Below are 20,769 nucleotides of genomic sequence, written 5' to 3'. Positions count from 1 at the left end.
GCTCAATAGCGACCATTACTGTTTGTAGCTCAATTATAGAAGACACATTAATTAAATTGAACAAGTAAAGGTCAAATTGTTTTAGATCAACTGTTATTTGTAATTTTTTATTGCTCCCGTGCCTTTTCCTGAGCTATAGGTTCGATTAACATGTTGGAATGCCAGCTGCAATTTATGATGTCAGCAAGATTTAGCTTAGTAACTTGAAACGCTAACAAAGTATTAGAAATCCAAGTTGTAGGTTGTCCAATTGAAATTAAATTTGCTAATGGTTTGGCTACCTTTGTTCCATGATAATTCCAATCTTTATATTACCAGATCAAATAATGTCTGTTTATTTGGTAAATAATGTTGAAGTTAATTTTTAACTTACTCAAAAGGAGTGATTGGTAAGAAAATGATAAATAAAATACTAAGCAGATTTCTTTTTGAATTGAACCAATATAAATTAAATAAAACGCTAACCCTATCTACTACAATCTGTAATAACAGATACGTTAATAAACATGGCATCTTTAGATTTAATTTTAAAAGGCATCAAGCTTTGTCAGCAAAATCAATGCTCCTCCGCTAAAGCCAAATTTTTAGCGGTTTTAAAAACAGATCCTGATTCAATAATCGCCATCCGCCACTTAACCGAAGCTGCTTTGCATATGGGTGATAGTCAGCAAGTTATACCGCATATCCACACTTGTATGCAATATCACCCAGACTCGATTATATTGCATCAATTGTTGGGGGTTGTTTATCAACAAAACAAACAATTACCCAAAGCAGTTGAGTACTATCGTACTGCGCTAAGCTTATTGCTCACCACACAATTTAAACCATCAAAACCAGCGGCCAAAGCCAATTTTGATCAAAGCTTGTATGAAGCCACACTATGGCAGACTTTGCACTTATTTCGACACAACAACCTGAGGTCATTTGCTACTTCAGGTACTTTATTGGGTTTAACTAGAGACAAGTGTTTATTACCTTTTGACAAAGATATTGATATCGGCATTGATTGGGGACAAATGCCTCAGGCGATCAAATTACTCAAACAAAATGGTTGGCAAGAGCATAAACGCTCGTACGATTTAATTAACCCACGCTGTTTTATGCATAACAACGGCGTGATTTTAGACTTGTGTGGTTATGGGGTTGACCAAACAAATGGGCAAACTATTGCGGGTTTGTGGATGGCGGGCATTCCTTTTGAATGGAACCGGGTAACTGTCTACCCCAAAATAGACTTAGTTGATAAACAAACCGAATTCGGCTCTGTATGGCATCCAGCACAACCAGAAGCAATTTTGCAGGCATTATATGGCCAATGGAAAATTAAAGATGTAAATTTCGATACCATAATATGTGCGAAAAACTTACAAGGTTTTAGTTTACTTACTCAATGTTTTGCCTATTCAAGAATATGTGTTTTGTGGCAACAACATAGATGGGCTAAGCTTATACCGCTTGTTGAACAAGTACGTCGTTTTACCCCGTCAGATCAATTGTTTGTTAAGCTAGAAAAACAACTACAGATGGAATTGCAGCATGAAACACAATAACCACAAAGTTTTAGCCTTGGGCGTATTTGATTTATTTCACGTCGGCCACCTTAACTTTTTGAACTTTGCACGTGAACAAGGTGATAAATTATTAGTTGGCGTAGCGCCCGATGCAATGTGCTTAAAGTCGAAAGGCAAACTGCCTATCATTGAACAAACCCAACGTATGGCCATTATTCAAGCACTTGCTATCGTTGATGAAGTTACACTTGTACAGTCACCGATAATTGAAACAGACAATGTGTTCAATTGGATGTTAAGTTTAGATATAGCTACTGTTGTAAGTGGTATACAATGGCAAAACAGCGAACGTTGGAATAAATTGATTCCGCTGCTTGCCAATCACAATATTAATGTGGCCTTTGCACCCGAAACCCCCAACATTTCAAGTAGCTTGATAAAACACAAAATTAGCCAACAATATTGCCGAGAAAAATCTATATGAGTTCCATCAACTATTTCACCCCAGCACAAATAGACAAGATTATCGACTACCTTGCGTTTGCTCGCATCAAAGCTGACTTAGAATTAGTGCCTAAATATCCATATTTTTCGGGCAAACCTTTCCCACTTGGGCGCTGCTGCGAAATCCGCGATGCTGTATATCAGCTTATTATTTCCGACATCAAGTCGAACCATAGTCACGAAGGCTTGTCTTTACTGATTAACTATATGAAACAAGGGCATAGCTTAAATAAAATTTGGGGTGGCTTACGAAATGCTTATTTCCAGAATGCATTTCAAATAGGTGACTACTACTTGGATGTTTCAAACGATACAGTTAACCCAAACAAGCCGAGAATTGAAATATTGCCAATGGCTGAGTCTGGGTTTGCTGAAATTACTGATTTTGAAACATTTGTTGATATTGGCCAACGCTATTGGCAGGTGCAAATGTATAAAAATAGTGTTTGCGCTTCACTTGCGCCTTATATGCCTATTTTATGTGTAGAACCAAATGGTCAGAGTTGGTTGGCAGTCAACGATTACACAATTGCTTTTTCACGCCAATCACAATTTGAAAAAGCTAAACAAATATTGCAAAAACTACCTGAACCCTCTCAATCGATAAAAAGCCGATGGCAGGCTTTATTGACGCAAAACAGCAACCGTTATCTAAATAACCAATTATCACCAGAGGCATATTGCAATAAATACAAAGCGGATGGCTTAGACAAAGACGAAAACTTTCGCAATGACATTGTCAAAGCTTTTATTTCATTAAAAAAGATTGTGTAAATTGCATTTTTATTACTCGCTACGCTGGCGAAAACAAGCAGTTTAAGCGACAATGTTAAACCCTGTTTTGATTAAGTTTTATTGTTTATGCACATACCAACGCCTGAGCTCACAGCATTAGAAGATATCCTGCCCACTGAACCATTACTCATGATGGGTGCAGGCCCGGTACCTATTCCAGAGCCAGTCGCGAAGGCCAATTCAATTGTGATCAACCATTTAGGTGACACAATGGCAAAAATTATTGAACAAGTAAAACAAATGTCACGGTATGTGTTTCAAACCAATTCTAAATGGATAATGGGTGTTGCTGGCCCAGGTTCCGCCGCAATGGAAATGGCCATTACCAATTTAATTTGGCAAGACACCAAAGTACTCAGCATCACCAATGGTTTTTTTAGTGGCCGCCTAGCGGAAATGGCCCGCCGAGTGGGCGCTAACGTTGAAGTTTTTAGTGTACCTGAGCAGCAAATTGCTAATTTAGATGCGCTCAAGCAAACAATTGAAATCTTTAAACCTGAAGTTATCACGCTAGTGCAAGGCGAAACCTCTAATACCGTTTGCAATAAAAATTTAGAAGAGGTCGCCAAACTTGCCCATAATTATGGCTGTTATGTGATTGTTGATGCAGTGTGCACATTAAGCACTATGCCGTTGCAAATGGATGAGTGGAATATTGATGCTGTGATCACAGGTGGACAAAAAGGTTTGTCGTCTATTCCTGGCGTTTCACTCATCGCATTTTCTGAACGTGCATATCAGCGTATTCATAGCCGTGAAAAAGATTGCCCTCAATGGTGTTTAGATGCGCGTTTAGCCGAAAAATTTTGGCACCAAAGTTCCTATCATTACACCGCGCCCGTTTCGGGTATTTTGGCTATCCATGAAGCTTTGGCGTTAATTTGCAAAGAAACATTGGAAAATCGTTTTGCTCGCCACCAGCGTTGCTCATTAGCACTGCAACGTGGCATTGAAGCATTAGGGTTAAAATTGTTTGTACCTGAAGCCGCTCGATTAAATTCAGTTATCGGTATTGAAGTACCAAATGGCATTGCACAAAAAGCTTTGTGCCAGCATATATCAAATCGCTACCGCGTTGAAATAGCGGGTTCGTTTGGCTTAAATATCGTGCGCATTGGTCAAATGGGTGAACAAAGCCGTGCTCACCATTTATTTAGAACCTTGCATGCTTTTGGCTGTGCCATTCGTGATTTGGGTGGTGATATTGATTTACCAACGGGTATGGCGGAGTTAGAGCGTGGTTTGCAGGCGCAATATTCGGATAATTTTTAGATTTGAGTAGTGCAAACGAAAGCAGAAACGAAGCATAATTTTCTAAAAACGCTATACACCTTCCTTGGTCGCTCCCACAAGATATCCCTATCTTGTGAAGTTTTAGAAAATCAGCACTCGCCTCTGCTTCCATCCAATACGAGTGAAAGTTCACTATTGTGCTAAATTACACGGATTCACTGAATCAACAGCAACTCTTCACGCAACATATCCCCTTGCAAATACGCTTGCCACTGCTGCATATCCACTAAGTACAAACAATTTAAGCTGCTTTTATCACCGCCAATATAACGGTTTTTTAGACTGACTTTTTTATGATAACTGCGAGGTAATTCTTCAATTTTATCCAAGCGTTTGCATACCAGCTGATATTTAGCTTGGGTTTTAATTGGCTCGCGCGTACGTGCTTTTGGCGTTGCACCAAGTGCCCTTGCCCACTTTTGCCAAGGTCTGCCATGCCCTCTATGGCCATCAGCAATATAAGCCAATGCGTGTGCAAGTTCATGCGCTAGCGTGTCTAACTGCAATTCTATAGGGTTATGTTCAAGAATATGTGCCGAAATTGTTATCTGTTTTTTTAGGTAGTGGCAGCTACCAAGTTGACGTTTACCTTGATTAAACTTTAAAGAGTAGCCAGTTAAATCTGGGTATTGCTCAGCATAACTAGCAATTAGCTTGTTAAAGCTCGTTTTTACGATGTGTTTTTTATCAAGCAAATTCATAAAACCGTACCAACACTAACTCGCTTCATATTAATGAGCAAACGCAATTTTTAATATTAGCTGCCTTAAAACAAAAACAGCCCAACAAATTGCTTTGTGGGCTGTTTTTACAATTTTAGATAGAGCTAAAATTGAGTTTATGCGTCAGCTTGTTGCTGTAAACGGAATAAAGATTCCATATGCTGCATAGAGGTTAAAATCGCATAAATGACTGGTAAATAACCACGCTTACGCATTTCTAAGAATTCTTCGTCAGATAGCTCGTTAAATTTTTGCTCATCAAACGCATGGAAGCTACCAATATTTACGCGCTCGCCGTCTTGTTTGGTGTAACCGACAGTACGCGGTACTAATAATTCTTTTTCAGCAATGTAACCAACAAATCCACGGCTTGCCGCTTCGCGCTCAATAAACGAGTTCATAAACTCTTTAACTTGGTTTAACACTTCAGCTTCTGAGCCATCTTCGTTAAATAACGCTTCACCTTCTTCGGTGTTAAACATTTCTGCTTCTTCGTCTAAACAAACAACCATGTTGTCATCGTTGCCATTAACCGATGCCGCAGCAAACGGGTAGCGACGAATTGAAGCTGGAATATAAGTAGCAGTCCATCGACCGTCTTTAATTAATAAATTCTGTTCTTTCTTTAAGCCTAACAAGCCAAGTGGGTGGTACTCGTTTGTTTCTTCATTTTTATGGAAAATAATCGGGAAACTAGAAGACGCTTGTGGAAATTCATGAGCCAATAACGGTGCTACATGTACAGTCTTAGCAAAGTCATAATTCGGTGCGCGCTTAAGCTTAATATCTTTATGTTGGTTTGAGTTGATCGGAACCAATTTTTTAAACATTGGGGTTCTCCATTAATTCTTTGTATTATAGTGCTCGAGTTGAAAATGCATCATTCATGCTCAACGCGGTTTAACTGCTTGTACAGGTTAGATACTAAGATATGCATTAGCCGCACAAATTCAAGCACAAATTCAACAAAAAGTTAATTTGAGGTAAATGACCGCAGTTATTTTAGCCATTCAGTATATTTTTCCACCAACTGTAATTTCAACAGCAATAAATTTTGTAACATTTGCGCAGAGCCGAGGCAAATACAGGTATAGTATAGGCATTGAAATTTAGGTGAGTTGTGTATGTCTGTTAATTTAATTTGCCCGTTAGACGGCGAACTTTTAATTCAAGCACCCAACAACAAATTTGTCAGCTGTGTTAATAAGCATAATTTTGATTACGCAAAACAAGGATATTTAAACTTGTTGCCCGTGCAGTTCAAACGTTCAAAACAACCAGGCGACGACAAAACAATGGTAGAAGCACGCTGCCGTTTTTTAAACTCAGGCGTTTATCAACAGATTGCACTGTCAGTAGTCGATTTATGCCTACAACCTGGTAGCAGGCTCTCTCTGCTAGATGCAGGCTGCGGTGAGGGCTATTATTTGCGCCAGTTTGCCCAACAGGTCGCGGGGGCTGAGTTAATTGGTTTAGATATTTCCAAAGAGGCGATTATCTCAGCGGCTCGGCAAAATAGGCTGGCACAACAAAATGTCCAGTATCTAGTTGCTTCAAACAAAAGCATCCCCATTGCCGATAACTCTCTTAGCCATATTTTATGCATGTTTGGTTTTCCAGTTTATTGTGAGTTTGCACGCAAGCTAGATAAATCGGGCCAGTTAGTTTTGGTAGAGAGTGGTGAAAATCACTTAATAGAGCTCCGCCAAGCCATTTATCCTGAAGTTAAACCTTTTGTCGCCGCCAATCGGCAAGAAGCGATCAATGCCGGATTTAAGTTAATCGACCGTCAACAGGTTCAATACACACAAACCTTAAATAATCAACAAATCCAAGACTTGCTGATAATGACCCCACACGGTCATAAAGCCAGCGCCGATAAGCTCGCCCAGTTGCAAGCCTTGCAGCAATTTACCATCAGTATTGATGCTGATATCAGTATTTGGCAAAAAGAGGTCAATTAGTGCAATACCGCCCTATCCCACAACCAGCAGCTCCGACATCTGAAGCCGTTTTGATGTCGCGCGCGCAAGCTATCGCTGGACTTAACCTGGCGCAGCTCGCATCTATGGCAGGTGTGCATGTGCCCAATAATTTACTCAAAGATAAAGGGTGGACAGGGCAATTATTAGAATGGCATTTGGGCGCTACCGCTGGTTCTAAACCGGTACCAGACTTTGAACACCTAGGTATCGAACTTAAAACAATACCGGTTGATCGAACAGGAACACCGTTAGAAACCACTTACATTTGTGTCGCGCCATTAACGGGCATAGCGGGTCAAACATGGCAGAACAGTCCAGTTCGAGTTAAGCTCAACCGCGTTCTATGGGTACCTATATTGGCAGAGCGAGGCATTGCGGTCGCTGATAGGTTGGTCGGACTCCCCATCTTGTGGTCGCCAACACCAGCACAAGATCAGGCGCTCAAACAAGATTGGGAAGAGCTAATGGATATGGTCGCGCTGGGGCAAGTTAATCAGATCACCGCGAAAACAGGTCAATACTTACAGATTAGACCTAAAGCTGCAAACAGTCGGGTGCGAACTCAAGGAATTGGCTCTGATGGTGAGCACATTCAAACTTTGCCTCGTGGTTTTTATTTAAAAAAATCCTTCACTTTAACCATATTACAACAAGCAATCTCTGGTTAGTTGTACTGTTGCTCCAATCGTAAGTTTAACCTGCGCATAGACAGTTTATTCAGCTCCGTCACTTCTGCGGCTGTTAGATTATTTTCTTTAAAATAGATTTTTGCTTCGTGTTTTGCAATTAAGCCATGGCGCTGCAATAGTTTGTATCGTGAATAACAAATTGCTTTGTTCATAATAACAGCTAAAGGTGACATTTCACGCACATCCGCTGCTGCGTACTCTTGCATCGGAGGGTGAATCATCAACCGCTTTAAATCAAAACGTTTTATCAACTCAGCACTTAACCTTGGTGTATGGTCTATCATTAGGTTACGCAATGCTTCTCCGCTGGGTTCTAATGCAGCTATCGCTTCGTGATCTTGTTTAAGTCGTCGCTCACGAGCAAACTCTAGCTGCTCTTTCCAAATAGCATCAAATCTACGTAAATATAAACGTACAATCGCCGACTGCCCCAACCCATGAAACGCCGCAGCAGTAAACGCAATATTTTGGTCAAGGTTGTGAATTAACGCTAAACGCTTGCAAGACACTGCTGCGCCAAGTCCTGCTTCCCACATTTTACGTTTCATCAAACGAAATGGCTCTGTGCTATGTGGGATCCACTTACGTAAAGCAAAGGTCGGCACCACCATTTTTAAATTGTCGATGCCGATATAACTTAAGGCACTACGCGCTTTATCTACACGTATCGGCTTGCCCTCTTTAGTTGGCCGATACCCTGGCAAATTTACAAATTGCACCATATCTTGCTCTAACCAAGCTAAATTCATCACTAAGGGTTCAATGCGTGCGATATTGGCCGCCCTAACGGACAAAATATCTAATATGGCAGGAATAGAGTCTTGAATATTTAAAGTATTTTCGAAAATATTATCGACATCGTTTAATTGCTCAATAACTGAATCAGACACCAGTTGGTTGAGTTCTAAATCTTTCTTTTGCCTATGTTGCTCTTTTGCCTGCTCAACAGCGTCTCGCTCACTTTTGGCTTTAACTTCTACATCCAATAATTGCCGTTGCTCTTGTTCCGTGAACATCTCAGCCATTGCCTGCAAATGGGCACCATTGTGCTTACGCGCAAAGTCATAACTAATCAGGAGGTCGTGAAAGCGAGTGTTAATTAGTGTGGAGTATCGAGTGTCGGTCATTAAATTCGCATAGAGTCTGTTGTGGTCGACGATGTAAACCTGAGTGTAGCTTAGTGGTTAGTGCATTACCAATTAAACAATTGCGTTTAATAAACACTTCACACGCAATTGTCGTTTTTATCGGCTGATAAAATTTTTCAGTATATGGTGGCCAAATTCTGATAGCACTGATTCTGGGTGAAATTGCACACCAAAAATAGCCAAACTTTTATGCTGCAAGCCCATAATTACTTTATTTCCTTGGCCTTCGTCACACCAAGCTGTCACTTCTAAATCTTCGGGTACAGAATTAGGTTCAACACACAAAGAGTGATATCGAGTCACAATAAAATCTCGATGGATGTTGGCAAATATTCCTTGGCTGTTATGCTCAACCAAAGCGGTTTTGCCATGCATTACTTGGCTCGCCTTAGTCACGCTCGCACCAAAATACTGAGCAATACATTGGTGGCCCAAACAAACCCCTAATATTGGTTTACTTTGAGCAAAAGCCCCAATTGCTTCAAGCGAAATGCCTGATTCATTCGGCGTGCAAGGTCCAGGCGAGATAACAATATGGCTTGGGTTTAGCTGCTCAATTTGCTCTATACTGATTTGATCATTACGCACCACTTTTACTTTGCAGCCTAGCTCCATAAAGTAATGCGCTAAGTTATAAGTAAAAGAATCGTAATTGTCGATCAGTAAAAGCATATAAAACCATGTTCACAATATAATGAGTCGGGAAAATAGCAAATTTAACCTAGTTAGGCGAGTTAAAATTAGTTAATGAGTTGCCACGGCTCCGCCAACAAACCTTGCCACCGCCTGTTTTTGTAATGCACTGGTGAGTTTATAATCACTTGCTGGCCAATTAGGCTTTTAAAGTTGGTCTGGCGAAAATGGCGTGTTTTGACTTTGTCTGGCACTTCGACATAAAACCAATCGTTAATCACTAACCAAGTGGCTTGTTTATGTTGAAAAACTCTTACAACCTTACCTGACCAATTTTGATTTGCCTGCTGGCTCGCTTTTGCTTGTTCGGCGGGCTGAGCTTGAAATGCTTTAAACGCCCATAAACCTGTGTGTTGATTAAGTGCATCTAACTGCGCCTGATAGTAACAGCGCCAAAACATCGTATTGGGCTGTTGAATATCAAGCTGCACAGCCCCCTGCTGCAACAACAGTTGCTGGACATTCTGATCGCTGGGCAAAAAAACATGCGCTAACATATGGTTGTTGTGGTCTAACAAATTTTTATCTAATACCAGCTTAATCTCAGGCGCTGTAGCCAAAGTTTGTTTTAATAACAGGTTAGATTGCTCTGCAACTTGGCGCGCTTGCTTATCATTGGCTTTGCCTTGAGTTGTCGGTAATTTCACCCCAATTAAGCGGACGTGCTGACCACTTACGAGCTGTATAGTAGTAGCATCAATGACGCGCTTAACTTGCACTTGGCTATGGTAGCCACTGCTCTGACAAGTTGAAGCTATCGCACCAGCACAAACAAAAACTAAACTTAGGCTAATAAAAAACCGCCAAACTAACTTACGCATGCTAGCGGTTAACTCCCCATCTCAAATCGGCTTTTGCGGCCAAACTTTTTCACAAAATCATCTAATCCCATAGGTTTGGCAATACCGTACCCTTGGCCATAATTAATCCCTATGCTACGCAAATCGGCCAAAATATCTTCAGATTCAACAAACTCGGCAACGGTTTCCATACCAATTGCTTTAGCAACCTCATAAATCGATTTGACCATAGCTCGGTCAATTGGATCAACCAGCATATCTTTGACGAAACTGCCGTCAATTTTTAAATAATCAACTGGTAAGTTTTTAAGGTATCCATAAGATGAAAATCCGCTACCAAAGTCATCTAGTGCAAACGAACAACCTAAATCTCTAAAACATTTAATAAAACTTAACGTGGCATCAAGCTGCTGGATCGCCATAGACTCAGTGATCTCAAAACATATTTTGTTGTATGGTATTTTGTAGTGTTCAAAACAATCTAAGATGTAATTTTGCATGCTCTCTTCAGCCAACGAAGGGCCCGACAAGTTGATTGCGCACTTAGCCACTCTTTGCATATGCAAAGGGTTGTGCTGCAACCAAGAAAAATAGTGGTTAATCACCCATTTATCTATCGATGGCATTAATCCATAGCGCTCAGCTGCGGGTAAAAACAATCCAGGCGGAACCAACTTATCTTCCTCGTCATACATGCGAATCAACAGCTCATAGTGCAAACTTTCCGCTGGGTGTTGCATGTTATAAATCAACTGTGCTTGCAGGGCAAACCTGTCGTTTGCCAGCGCATCGTTAATTTTAGATACTTGCTGCATTTCATTGTGACGATTTTTAACATCTTCGTCTGATTCAGTGTAAGCATGAATACGATTACGGCCTTTATCTTTAGCCGCATAACAAGCGGTATCGGCAATACTCATCACTTCATCAATGAAGTGATTTTCTTCGTTTAGTTCAACCAAGCCTATGCTCACACCAACCGTAAATACACGCCCTTCCCACACGAATCGGAAGTCTTGGACAGCTTGTTTCAACTGAAATGCGATCACAAACGCTTCATCACCGACTTTGTTTTTGACCAGCACACCAAACTCATCACCACCCAAACGGGCAATAATACCTTGTTTGTTTAATACATCTTTTAGCTCGTCTGTCAGTTGTCGAAGTAAAATATCACCCGCTTTGTGGCCACATGTGTCATTAACCACTTTAAATTGGTCTAAATCCATGTACAGCAGGGTGTGTTTCACTTTTGATTGGCTACATTCAATCAGCGCTTCGTTCAAAATACGTTCAAATTCACGGCGATTTAATAAACCTGTTAATGAGTCGTGTGCAGCTAAGAATTGCAGTTGCTTATCAGAACGTTTCTTTTGACTAATATCGATAAGTGAGCCAATCAACACTGCACCATCAGGTGTTTTTGGTTCAAACCTGAGGTTGATGGACACCCAGATTTTTTTACCATTGGTGCGCCGCCATTGTGCTTCAAAGCCGTAAACTCGGCCAAACTCTTTCGCTCGATTCACTAGCTTTTCGCGTTCGTCTGGTGATACATACAACTCTAGGATATTTTCAATACTATGCGCCAGCTCTTCAAAATTCATATAACCAATTAGGTCACAAAAAGCTTTGTTCGCTCGGAGCAATCGACCGTCTACCGTGGTGGTAAAGTGCCCCTCCACCGCATTTTCATAAATATCATAGAATTGTTCATAGTGGTGCAGAGCCTCAAGTTGAGCCTTAAGCCGTTGGCTACGCTCTTTTTTAATGCGGCTCGACAAAGCTTCAAAAATAACAATAAACGCAAAAAATTGAGACACCAATAAACTATATTCAGTAAACAAATTGCGTGGTACCAACCCAAAGCGATTCGCAGCAAACAAAGCACACGATAGGGTAATTAACGAGAAACACACAACAAAACGGCCAGCATCACGATATTTCCTAGTTGCAACATACACCCCACTGGTCAGCAAGAACACCGAGCACAGTGCAAACATCACCACTTGTAACATAATTTGTTGATAATGGCTGACAAACAGGCCCATAAATGACGCCAATACAAACAACACACACAAAGTTAAAGCAATTTTATATAACCAGCGGACTTTTTCTCGTAGGTGCAAAAATTCAGAGGCAAACAGGCATACACTCGCTAGCGCAATGCCTAAAGCAAACATAGATAAGTTTTGTGATATCGCCGGAAAGTCTGGCCATAAAAACTCTATGGGATAACCTGTGGCCGCACTATAATAAACAAAGAAAAAGCATGAAAAGATCGCATAATATAAAAAGCTCACATCCTTATTGAGGATAAATACTAAAATAGAAAATAATGACAATACCACTAATAGCGCCAAGCCAGCCCCTAACCAGAAACTATTGGTTGATTTGTCATTGGTCAACCAAAGTTGATCAACTAAATACATAGGGACTTGCACTAAACCGTCATTTTCCACTCTGACCAAAACACGCGTATGGCTATTGGCACTTAAGGTGAGTGGCGCTATAAAGTCAGCTGATGGAAACATTCGCTCTTCAATGGCTTGGTCTAAATTTACATCTAAAATTTCAACAACCCCATTTATAGAGTCTTGCTGATAGATTGTAATATGTTCAACCAAAGGAAATTGATAATCCAAATATAATGCCTGTTGCAACGAAGCATTATTTTTTATATCAAAATAAAACCAATAAGCTTGGTCGGTGTGAGGCAATACGGGCAAGGGTTTATCAAATGATTGCCAATCAATCAGCTCAAAACGCTCTATTACAGTTTGTATATCCACCTGAGATTCAAGTGTTCGATATCTCAAATACTGCCCGAGTGTAACTTTTTTATTTTGTTTCACTTGCTCAACTGACAACGGCTGAGCGGTCGCAACGTTTTGCCATGAAAAGAATGTCAGGACAATGATGGCAAAAAATAACTTTGGTAAAAATCTCATTTGAAGAGTCACTTATCTGTTTTTCTTATTGTTGTGTTGTCTGTAAATTCTCAATAACAGCTTTCCTTAAGCGAAATTGACCAAAATTTTCAATCAATTGAAAGATATTTTACAAATGCGCAAACCGCGCTACTGCTTCGCAATCTATCTAATTAGGCTAATCGAGTTAAACTCAATTATTTTCTACGATTTGTTTAAGTTTAGCCAGTAAATCGTCACTTGCTTGGTCAAACCAGCAACTTTTTGATAATTCATCAAAATGCACCCACACAATTGCTTGTTCAACATCTAACCGCCAACTCATTCTATCGGCACCAACCGTGCATTCTCGACTAATAAAGCCATTTTGTTTTAACCAAGACGACATTAACGGTTGAATTGTATCGTAACTCAACGTTTGGCCAAAATTGCAGATTATGCCGTCATCTACCTGTTCAATACTGGTTAAATCTAATGATTGCATATAATTAATTAACCCCTTAAAAAGATTGATTTACAGTTAAACTCAAGCCTACGACAAATTTTGTGTTGCACAGGCTTCATGCCAGAAAGCGGCAACCAATGGCTCAACCAAATGTTTTTGCATACAACATACACCCAGCTCAAATGGCTCAATATCACCAGCCGCTTCGATTCGAGTAACTTTCTCTCTTACTGGGCTGTTTTCAATTACAATATCTGGCGCCAGACCGACCCCACAACCCAATGCCACCATAGAAACAATGGCTTCATGCCCTGCAACCGTGGCATATATATTCGGTTTGATATGATGCGACCTAAACCATTTATCACTGCGCGTACGGGTAAATCCAGAGTCCGCTATTATAAACGGAATTGATTGCCAATCTGGTTTATCCACATTTAATTTCTCTTTCACATCACAATTCATTACCGGACCGATTAATGACATTGAAATACGGTCAATTGGATGAAAAGCTAAATTGTTCGGCATTGAGTCGGGTTTGGCTGATAAAGCAATATCCACTTCACCACTGGAAATTTTGGCCATCGCAAGTGAAGCTGCACCAGTCTCTAATTGAATTTCAATTTTCGGGTGTTGCTGACTTAAGCGCGCTAAAATGGGTGGAATATGCGAGTAACATGCCGTGACCGAACAAAAAACTTTAAGTTGACCACGTAGTTCATGGCTATTCACTTGCGTATGCTGCTGAAACTTTTGCCAGTTATCTAAAGTCTGCCGCGCAAAAGATAAAAACTGATTGCCCGCTTCGGTTAGTGCGACACTGCGATTATCTCGTTCTAAAAGCACGCACCCCGCTTCTTCTTCGAGCTTTTTGATCATACGGCTTAAAGTTGGCGCACTGGTGTGCATTGCTTCTGCAGTTTTCGCAAAATGCAAACTTTCAGCCAAATGAATAAAGCAGCGCAAAGACTTCAGTTCCATCAACACCTTACCTTTTGATTGACCATGGGTTATTTATCTTTGACATTTTATTTCAAAAAATGAAATACAGTTTTTTAAATATATCACTTTAAGCAACGTTTGTAATTAGGTAAAGTGTGCGCAAATTTTTATCATGTAAATTCGATAGGATAATCAAAATGGGTCAAAATTATTTTAATACCCTAACTATGGCTGAAAAGTTAGAGCAGTTGGGTAAATGTCGTTTTATGGACCGTAGCGAATTCGCAAACGGTTGTGAAGCATTGAAAGGCAAAAAAGTTGTTATCGTTGGTTGTGGTGCTCAAGGTTTAAACCAAGGTTTAAACATGCGCGATTCTGGTTTAGACATTTCATATGCTTTACGTGAATCTGCAATTGAAGCTAAGCGTCAATCTTGGAAAAACGCAACTGAAAACGGCTTCACTGTTGGTACATACGAAGAGTTAATTCCAACTGCAGATTTAGTTTGTAACTTAACCCCTGATAAACAACACACTGCTGTAGTTAGCGCAGTTATGCCTTTAATGAAACAAGGCGCAACTTTAGCTTACTCTCACGGCTTCAACATTGTTGAAGAAGGCATGCAAATTCGTGATGACATCACTGTAATCATGTGTGCGCCTAAGTGCCCAGGTTCTGAAGTACGTGAAGAATACAAGCGTGGTTTCGGTGTTCCTACACTTATCGCTGTTCATCCTGCAAACGATCCTCAAGGTCACGGTTTAGAGTGGGCTAAAGCATATGCTTCTGCAACTGGTGGTGACCGTGCAGGTGTACTTGAGTCTTCATTTGTTGCTGAAGTAAAATCTGACTTAATGGGTGAGCAAACTATCCTTTGTGGTATGTTGCAAACTGGCGCTATCTTAGGTTACGAAAAAATGATAGCTGACGGTGTTGAGCCTGGTTACGCTTCTAAATTAATCCAATACGGTTGGGAAACCATCACTGAAGCGCTTAAATACGGCGGCATCACTGGTATGATGGATCGTTTGTCTAACCCAGCTAAAATCGAATGTTTCGCTTTAGCAGGTGAGTTAAAAGACACTTTACGTCCATTGTTCCGCAAGCACATGGATGACATCATCACTGGTCACTTCTCTAAAACAATGATGGAAGACTGGGCAAATGATGATGCAAACCTATTAAAATGGCGTGCAGAAACAGCTGAAACTGCTTTTGAGAAATCAACTTCTCAAGACGCGCCAATTGACGAGCAAGAATACTTCGATAACAACATCTTATTTGTTGCTATGGTTAAAGCTGGTGTTGAATTAGCGTTCGAAGCTATGACTGAAGTTGGTATTATCGAAGAGTCAGCATACTACGAGTCTTTGCATGAAACTCCGTTAATCGCAAACACTATCGCGCGTAAGAAATTATACGAAATGAACGTAGTTATTTCTGACACAGCTGAATACGGTTGTTACTTATTCGCGCATGCTGCTGTGCCATTATTAAAAGACTTCGTCAACAACTTAGACAGTGCGTTTATCGGTCAATACAAAGCACCTGCGTCTAACTCTGTAGACAACGCATTGTTAGTACGTGTAAACGACGAAATTCGCAACCACCCTGTTGAATGGGTTGGCCAAGAGTTACGTGGCTACATGACCGATATGAAAGCAATTGTTGATAAAAACGAAATCTAATTTTAGATTTTCTATTTATCGCTAAAAAAATGCAGCTTCGGCTGCATTTTTTATATCCCTTGTTTATCACAGTTAAAATATAGCAAATAGTTCACAATCCCGACCCCAATTGATTGACCTAAAGCCACTTAAACAGTTTAATAGCCTAGTGGTTAAAACAACCATTTAAAGTAACTCAGGTATAACGTTTAACATGCTCAATGAAATCATCACTTTATTTGCAATCCCAGCCAACAGTTTATTGACTGATGGCGACTACAATCCTTGGCTAGTGGCGCTGTCCATTTTGGTTGCCATACTGTCTTCGTTTATGGGATTACAAATTGCTGACTATGCTGCCTCGAACAAAAGTCGCCCCCGCAGAAACTTAGCACTAGCAACAGGCGCTTTGGCATTGGGTGGTGGTGTATGGTCAATGCACTTTATTGGCATGACCGCGTTTAGGCTGTGTACCACGGTCGACTATAATATTCCGATAACTATTTTATCGGTTATCCCTTCACTGCTGGCCAGTTGGGTTGCTTTAAGGATTACCAGCAATACTAATATTAAGGGTAAAACCTTGCTCATAGGAGGCATGTTGGTTGGTTCAGGCATTGGAACCATGCATTATACCGGGATGGCCGCGATGGATATGGCTCCGTTACTGAGATATGACCTTTGGTTATTTTTATTATCAATTGTAGTTGCGGTTAGTTTATCCATTCTGGCGCTGTCAATTAAATTTGCCCTCGGTAAGCTGCCGATACACCTTACTAACCCTACCTCTAAAAGTATTGTTGCAGCCGTTGTGATGGGGCTTGCAATCGCAGGTATGCACTACACAGGCATGGCAGCAGCGCGTTTTGTATTGCCGCCGGGGTTAGAATTATCAAATCAAACTGGCGAAATTTCACTCTACCTTGGTTATGGCATTGGTTTTTTTACATTGCTGATGATTGGCGCGGTACTAGCCACGCACTACTTATTTAAAATACGAGATTTATCTAGACAGTCGTCTTACAGCGAGCGCCGTATGCGCGCAATAATGAATACAGCCATAGACGCGATATTTACCCTAGACAATAAAGGAACTATTGTTGAAATCAGCCAAGCATGTGAAGCTTTGTTAGGCTGGAGCCAGCAAGATATGCAAGGCAAACATATTGCTGACTATTTACCAGATACCTTTAGAGTTGAATTTGAAAAGCAGCTAACCTCAGGGATTAATGCATTTGTTGGCCGCAGCCGAGAAGTGCAAGTTATTCACAAGCAAGGACACTTAGTCAATGTTCGAGTGTCGGTTGGCACAGTGAAATTGGACAACGAGACTTTATATGTCGCTATTGTCTCTGACTTAACCGAAAGAGCCAAAATGGAAAAAGCGCTCAGAGAAAATGAAAGTAAGTTTCGTTCGCTGATCACTAATATTCCTGGCATTGCGTTTCGCTGTTTAGACAAAGAAGGCTGGCCAATGCTCTACATCAGTAATGCGGTAGAGCAAATTACTGGCTACCCTGCAAGTGATTTCATTTACCCTAATCAAACACGCTACTTTTCTGATTTGATCCACCCTGACGACTTAGAGCGCGTTTCTGATTATTACAACGAAACAGGCCGTTATGCTTTTGAATACCGTATTCTCGACAAACACGGTGCACAACATTGGCTGCTGGAGCAAGGTAGCTTAACTATTGACCCCGCAACAGGTGAAAACTGTTTAGACGGTTTTATTATGGACATTAGCGAACGCAAATACATGGAAGATGAATTACGTATTGCGAAAGAAGAAGCTGAACAAGCAGCGGCTGCGCGTGCAGCATTTACCGCCAATATGAGCCATGAAATACGCACTCCGATGAATGCGATTATTGGTTTTAGTGACATCTTATTAGATTCCAAACTACCCGTTGAGCAGCTAAAGCATATTAAAACCATTAATCACTCAGCAAGGTCTCTGTTATATCTGCTCAATGACGTGTTGGACAGTGCAAAACTCGACAAAGGAAAATTAGAGCTAGAGCAAACAAATTTCAGCTTAGTTGAAGAAGTTGACACTGTGATATCAACCCTATACCTCGAAGCACAAAACAAAGGGTTGCAGTTGTATAGCACAATGGATGACAGTGTACTGCCCTACTACCTAGGCGATCCAAACAGAATCCGACAAATTTTAACCAATATTATTGGTAACGCCATCAAGTTTACCATGGCGGGCACAGTTAAAATCGAAGTTGCACAAAACGATTGCGTGTCAATTAAGGTTGTTGACACTGGTATTGGTATGTCACCAGAACAAATGCAACAAATATTTGAGCCATACACTCAAGCTGATGCCTCAATTAGCCGTCAGTTTGGCGGCACAGGTCTTGGTACAACCATTAGCTTTAAATTAGCCAAACTGATGAATGGCTCCATCAATGTATCCAGTGAGCAAGGCAAAGGCAGTACATTTGAAATTCTGTTACCACTCAAACCTGGGGTTAAACCTGCACAAAAAGTTAAAGTTAGCAATCAAGTCACTTTGCCACAGCTACGAGTGTTGTTAGTTGATGATATTCAACAGAATATCGACTTGCTTACCGTTATTTTAGAACGAGACGACCATATTGTAGATAGTTGTTTTAACGGCGAACAAGCCCTAACTAAACTGCGCAACAAACATGATTACGACTTAGTAATTATGGATATTCAAATGCCAGTAATGGATGGGCTAGATGCAAGCAAAAAATGGCGTGCTTATGAAAATGAACACGACTTAACTAGCATTCCAATTATTGCCTTAACCGCGAGTGTAATGCCGAATGACAAACTACGTGCTCAACAAGCGGGTATGAATGGTTTTGCCAATAAACCAATTGACCCATTGCAAATCAAACAAGAAATGGCCCGAGTTTTAAATATTGCAATAACCCCTGAGGCACCCGCAGCGCACAACGATAGCCAAGTTAGCTGTATCGATATGGAAAGAGGAATAAACCTTTGGGGGGATAAAGAAACATTTTTTGCTGAAATACAAAGGTTTATGCAAGACAACCCAGATATAGATGGACAGCTGTCAAAGCTCGTTGAGCAACAAAACTGGAGCGAGCTACAGCATTATGCACATAAAATAAAAGGCACGGCTGGTAACTTATCTTTGCCCAAACTGACAAGTTTATTTAGTCAGTTGGAAAAAACACTTAGACGACGTGACATAAAAGCGTTACCAGCACTGATATCGCAAATTGCCCAACATCAGGCTAAACTACAGAACAAATGCAAGCAGGAAAAAATAACTGACTCAGTTAATGCACCAGTCATAAAACAAGCGAATAATGAATTTGTAAAACGACTAGAGCATATTAGTCAATTAGCATTAGCCAGCCAAGTAGACGACCAGCTTAACGCTGAGCTAGTTAAATTGACCCCGGCTCAGTTTAAAGAGCAGCTTGACCAAGCAATTGACCTATTGAATGATTTTGAATTTAAAAAAGCAATTGCATTAATTCAAACGATTCAACGAGATGCCGTTGGAGGCCAGTAAATGAATTACATACCAGACGCAACCCCATCTATATTAATTGTCGACGACGAGCCGACAAACCTTAGGGTACTCAAAGGGATATTACAGCAGGATTACCAGTTGACCTTTGCTAAGTCTGGTGAAGATGCCTTGAAAATTGTTGCTGACAATAAACCCAACCTTATTCTGCTCGACATTATGATGCCCAATATGTCTGGCTATGATGTGTGCCGCAAACTCAAAGCTGATGACAGCACGGCATCCGTTCCTGTCATTTTTGTTTCAGCACTTAATGATGAATTAGATGAAGCGTTAGGTTTTGAGTTAGGCGCTGTTGACTATATCACTAAGCCCGTTTCGCCAGCTTTAGTTAAAGCCCGCGTCAAGAACCATTTATCCTTAGTGCAAGCCGACGAGTTAAAACGTACCCGCATGCAAGTGATACAAGTGCTGGGTCGAGCGGCTGAGTACAAAGACAATGAAACGGGGATGCATGTTATTCGTATGAGTCATTATGCGAAAATACTTGCTAAAGCGATTGGCTTGTCAGATGTTCATGCGGAAAAAATTATGAACGCAGCACCTATGCATGATATTGGCAAAATTGGCATTGCAGATAATATTTTGCAAAAGCCAGGACGGCTAACCGACGAAGAAATGGATGAAATGCGTAAACACCCGGAAATTGGCGCTGAAATACTAGGTGAATGTGACTCACCACTATTAAGATTGGCCCGCTCAATTGCATTAACCCACCATGAAAAATGGGATGGTTCAGGCTACCCGCGCGGTTTGGCTGGTGAAAATATACCATTAGAAGGTCGGATTGTTGCATTAGCCGATGTGTTTGATGCACTAACGAGCGAGCGCCCATATAAAAAAGCTTGGTCGATTGAAAAAACACTCGATTTTGTTCAATCACAAAGTGGCGTTCACTTTGATCCTAAATTAGTTACTGCACTGTTGCAGCATTTACCTGAGTTTTTAGCGATAAAAGAAAAGTGGCAAGAAACCTAACAGCCAATAAAAGCAACTAGCTTTACAGGATATTTACACTACAAGGTATTAAAGTTCGTATTTGAATCGCATATAGTGGTAGGCAAACTCGTTGATTCTATTTGTATATTTAGGTCGGTT

General features: G+C 40.7%; 17 protein-coding genes. 9 read left to right on the top strand and 8 right to left on the bottom strand.

What is annotated here, in order from left to right:
* Positions 1 to 506: 506 nt before the first annotated feature.
* The 4 genes from DS2_RS13220 (at position 507) to DS2_RS13210 (ending at position 4,085) form a co-directional block, all read left to right on the top strand.
* Positions 507 to 1,553 carry a LicD family protein gene (locus DS2_RS13220; RefSeq protein WP_051479867.1) on the top strand — a complete coding sequence of 349 codons (1,047 nt, stop codon included), beginning with the start codon at positions 507 to 509 and terminating at the stop codon, positions 1,551 to 1,553.
* Positions 1,540 to 1,998 (top strand): adenylyltransferase/cytidyltransferase family protein, encoded by a 459-nt coding sequence (locus DS2_RS19970; RefSeq protein WP_051479866.1) that lies wholly within the window; start codon positions 1,540 to 1,542, stop codon positions 1,996 to 1,998. The genes DS2_RS13220 and DS2_RS19970 overlap by 14 nt, the downstream gene beginning before the upstream one ends.
* A complete protein-coding gene (locus DS2_RS13215; protein WP_035015297.1) occupies positions 1,995 to 2,792 on the top strand; it encodes a hypothetical protein in 798 nt (265 codons plus the stop codon). Before DS2_RS19970 ends, DS2_RS13215 begins: the two co-directional genes overlap by 4 nt.
* Positions 2,793 to 2,879: 87 nt before the next feature.
* A complete protein-coding gene (locus DS2_RS13210) occupies positions 2,880 to 4,085 on the top strand; it encodes a pyridoxal-phosphate-dependent aminotransferase family protein (protein WP_035015295.1) in 1,206 nt (401 codons plus the stop codon).
* A 176-nt stretch (positions 4,086 to 4,261) separates the two neighbouring features.
* On the opposite strand, the gene DS2_RS19965 is transcribed toward DS2_RS13210, so the two are convergent.
* Together DS2_RS19965 and DS2_RS13200 are read right to left on the bottom strand one after the other, a co-directional pair.
* Complete coding sequence (locus DS2_RS19965; RefSeq protein WP_051479865.1) at positions 4,262 to 4,807, bottom strand: SprT family zinc-dependent metalloprotease; 546 nt, start codon at positions 4,805 to 4,807, stop codon at positions 4,262 to 4,264.
* Positions 4,808 to 4,944: 137 nt separating this feature from the next.
* Positions 4,945 to 5,658, bottom strand: coding sequence for a SapC family protein (locus DS2_RS13200; protein ID WP_035015294.1), 714 nt, complete (start codon positions 5,656 to 5,658; stop codon positions 4,945 to 4,947).
* A 294-nt stretch (positions 5,659 to 5,952) separates the two neighbouring features.
* Here DS2_RS13200 and DS2_RS13195 point away from each other — a divergent pair, with 294 nt between their 5' ends.
* Both DS2_RS13195 and mutH read left to right on the top strand, forming a co-directional pair.
* Positions 5,953 to 6,792 carry a putative RNA methyltransferase gene (locus tag DS2_RS13195; RefSeq protein WP_035015293.1) on the top strand — a complete coding sequence of 280 codons (840 nt, stop codon included), beginning with the start codon at positions 5,953 to 5,955 and terminating at the stop codon, positions 6,790 to 6,792.
* On the top strand, positions 6,792 to 7,481 hold the full coding sequence (gene mutH / locus DS2_RS13190) for a DNA mismatch repair endonuclease MutH (RefSeq protein ID WP_081754270.1): 690 nt from the start codon (positions 6,792 to 6,794) through the stop codon (positions 7,479 to 7,481). The genes DS2_RS13195 and mutH overlap by 1 nt, the downstream gene beginning before the upstream one ends.
* Here mutH and DS2_RS13185 read toward each other — a convergent pair.
* The 6 genes from DS2_RS13185 to ilvY form a co-directional block, all read right to left on the bottom strand.
* Positions 7,478 to 8,629: an HDOD domain-containing protein gene (locus DS2_RS13185; protein WP_035015292.1), complete on the bottom strand. Its 1,152-nt coding sequence runs from the start codon at positions 8,627 to 8,629 to the stop codon at positions 7,478 to 7,480. The genes mutH and DS2_RS13185 overlap by 4 nt on opposite strands.
* Before the next feature lie 117 nt (positions 8,630 to 8,746).
* Positions 8,747 to 9,322 carry an anthranilate synthase component II gene (locus DS2_RS13180; protein WP_035015291.1) on the bottom strand — a complete coding sequence of 192 codons (576 nt, stop codon included), beginning with the start codon at positions 9,320 to 9,322 and terminating at the stop codon, positions 8,747 to 8,749.
* Between the two features lie 68 nt (positions 9,323 to 9,390).
* A complete protein-coding gene (locus DS2_RS13175; protein WP_035015290.1) occupies positions 9,391 to 10,164 on the bottom strand; it encodes a thermonuclease family protein in 774 nt (257 codons plus the stop codon).
* 8 nt (positions 10,165 to 10,172) lie between these two features.
* Positions 10,173 to 13,094: an EAL domain-containing protein gene (locus DS2_RS13170; RefSeq protein WP_051479864.1), complete on the bottom strand. Its 2,922-nt coding sequence runs from the start codon at positions 13,092 to 13,094 to the stop codon at positions 10,173 to 10,175.
* 172 nt (positions 13,095 to 13,266) lie between these two features.
* Complete coding sequence (locus tag DS2_RS13165; RefSeq protein WP_035015289.1) at positions 13,267 to 13,557, bottom strand: DUF3630 family protein; 291 nt, start codon at positions 13,555 to 13,557, stop codon at positions 13,267 to 13,269.
* A gap of 48 nt (positions 13,558 to 13,605) precedes the next feature.
* Positions 13,606 to 14,499: an HTH-type transcriptional activator IlvY gene (gene ilvY, locus DS2_RS13160; protein ID WP_035015288.1), complete on the bottom strand. Its 894-nt coding sequence runs from the start codon at positions 14,497 to 14,499 to the stop codon at positions 13,606 to 13,608.
* Between the two features lie 158 nt (positions 14,500 to 14,657).
* On the opposite strand from ilvY, the gene ilvC reads away from it, so the two are divergent.
* From ilvC to DS2_RS13145, 3 genes are all read left to right on the top strand, one after another.
* Complete coding sequence (gene ilvC / locus DS2_RS13155) at positions 14,658 to 16,148, top strand: ketol-acid reductoisomerase (RefSeq protein WP_035015287.1); 1,491 nt, start codon at positions 14,658 to 14,660, stop codon at positions 16,146 to 16,148.
* 193 nt (positions 16,149 to 16,341) lie between these two features.
* A complete protein-coding gene (locus DS2_RS13150; RefSeq protein ID WP_035015286.1) occupies positions 16,342 to 19,653 on the top strand; it encodes an MHYT domain-containing protein in 3,312 nt (1,103 codons plus the stop codon).
* Positions 19,654 to 20,649: a response regulator gene (locus DS2_RS13145; RefSeq protein ID WP_035015285.1), complete on the top strand. Its 996-nt coding sequence runs from the start codon at positions 19,654 to 19,656 to the stop codon at positions 20,647 to 20,649. It abuts the gene before it with no gap.
* Positions 20,650 to 20,769: the final 120 nt, after the last annotated feature.

This window comes from Catenovulum agarivorans DS-2, assembly GCF_000568405.1.
Lineage (GTDB): Bacteria > Pseudomonadota > Gammaproteobacteria > Enterobacterales > Alteromonadaceae > Catenovulum > Catenovulum agarivorans_A.
This window is presented reverse-complemented; position numbering and strand designations above follow the sequence as displayed.

Bases quoted from the DNA above. Each gene is read 5' to 3' on its own strand.
- DS2_RS13150 (WP_035015286.1), top strand. From the start codon at position 16,342: ATGCTCAATGAAATCATCACTTTATTTGCAATCCCAGCCAACAGTTTA.
- DS2_RS19970 (WP_051479866.1), top strand. From the start codon at position 1,540: ATGAAACACAATAACCACAAAGTTTTAGCCTTGGGCGTATTTGATTTA.
- DS2_RS13195 (WP_035015293.1), top strand. From the start codon at position 5,953: ATGTCTGTTAATTTAATTTGCCCGTTAGACGGCGAACTTTTAATTCAA.
- DS2_RS19965 (WP_051479865.1), bottom strand. From the start codon at position 4,807: ATGAATTTGCTTGATAAAAAACACATCGTAAAAACGAGCTTTAACAAG.
- DS2_RS13175 (WP_035015290.1), bottom strand. From the start codon at position 10,164: ATGCGTAAGTTAGTTTGGCGGTTTTTTATTAGCCTAAGTTTAGTTTTT.
- DS2_RS13165 (WP_035015289.1), bottom strand. From the start codon at position 13,557: ATGCAATCATTAGATTTAACCAGTATTGAACAGGTAGATGACGGCATA.
- DS2_RS13210 (WP_035015295.1), top strand. From the start codon at position 2,880: ATGCACATACCAACGCCTGAGCTCACAGCATTAGAAGATATCCTGCCC.
- DS2_RS13215 (WP_035015297.1), top strand. From the start codon at position 1,995: ATGAGTTCCATCAACTATTTCACCCCAGCACAAATAGACAAGATTATC.
- DS2_RS13170 (WP_051479864.1), bottom strand. From the start codon at position 13,094: ATGAGATTTTTACCAAAGTTATTTTTTGCCATCATTGTCCTGACATTC.
- DS2_RS13200 (WP_035015294.1), bottom strand. From the start codon at position 5,658: ATGTTTAAAAAATTGGTTCCGATCAACTCAAACCAACATAAAGATATT.
- DS2_RS13145 (WP_035015285.1), top strand. From the start codon at position 19,654: ATGAATTACATACCAGACGCAACCCCATCTATATTAATTGTCGACGAC.
- DS2_RS13180 (WP_035015291.1), bottom strand. From the start codon at position 9,322: ATGCTTTTACTGATCGACAATTACGATTCTTTTACTTATAACTTAGCG.
- DS2_RS13185 (WP_035015292.1), bottom strand. From the start codon at position 8,629: ATGACCGACACTCGATACTCCACACTAATTAACACTCGCTTTCACGAC.
- ilvC (WP_035015287.1), top strand. From the start codon at position 14,658: ATGGGTCAAAATTATTTTAATACCCTAACTATGGCTGAAAAGTTAGAG.
- ilvY (WP_035015288.1), bottom strand. From the start codon at position 14,499: ATGGAACTGAAGTCTTTGCGCTGCTTTATTCATTTGGCTGAAAGTTTG.
- DS2_RS13220 (WP_051479867.1), top strand. From the start codon at position 507: ATGGCATCTTTAGATTTAATTTTAAAAGGCATCAAGCTTTGTCAGCAA.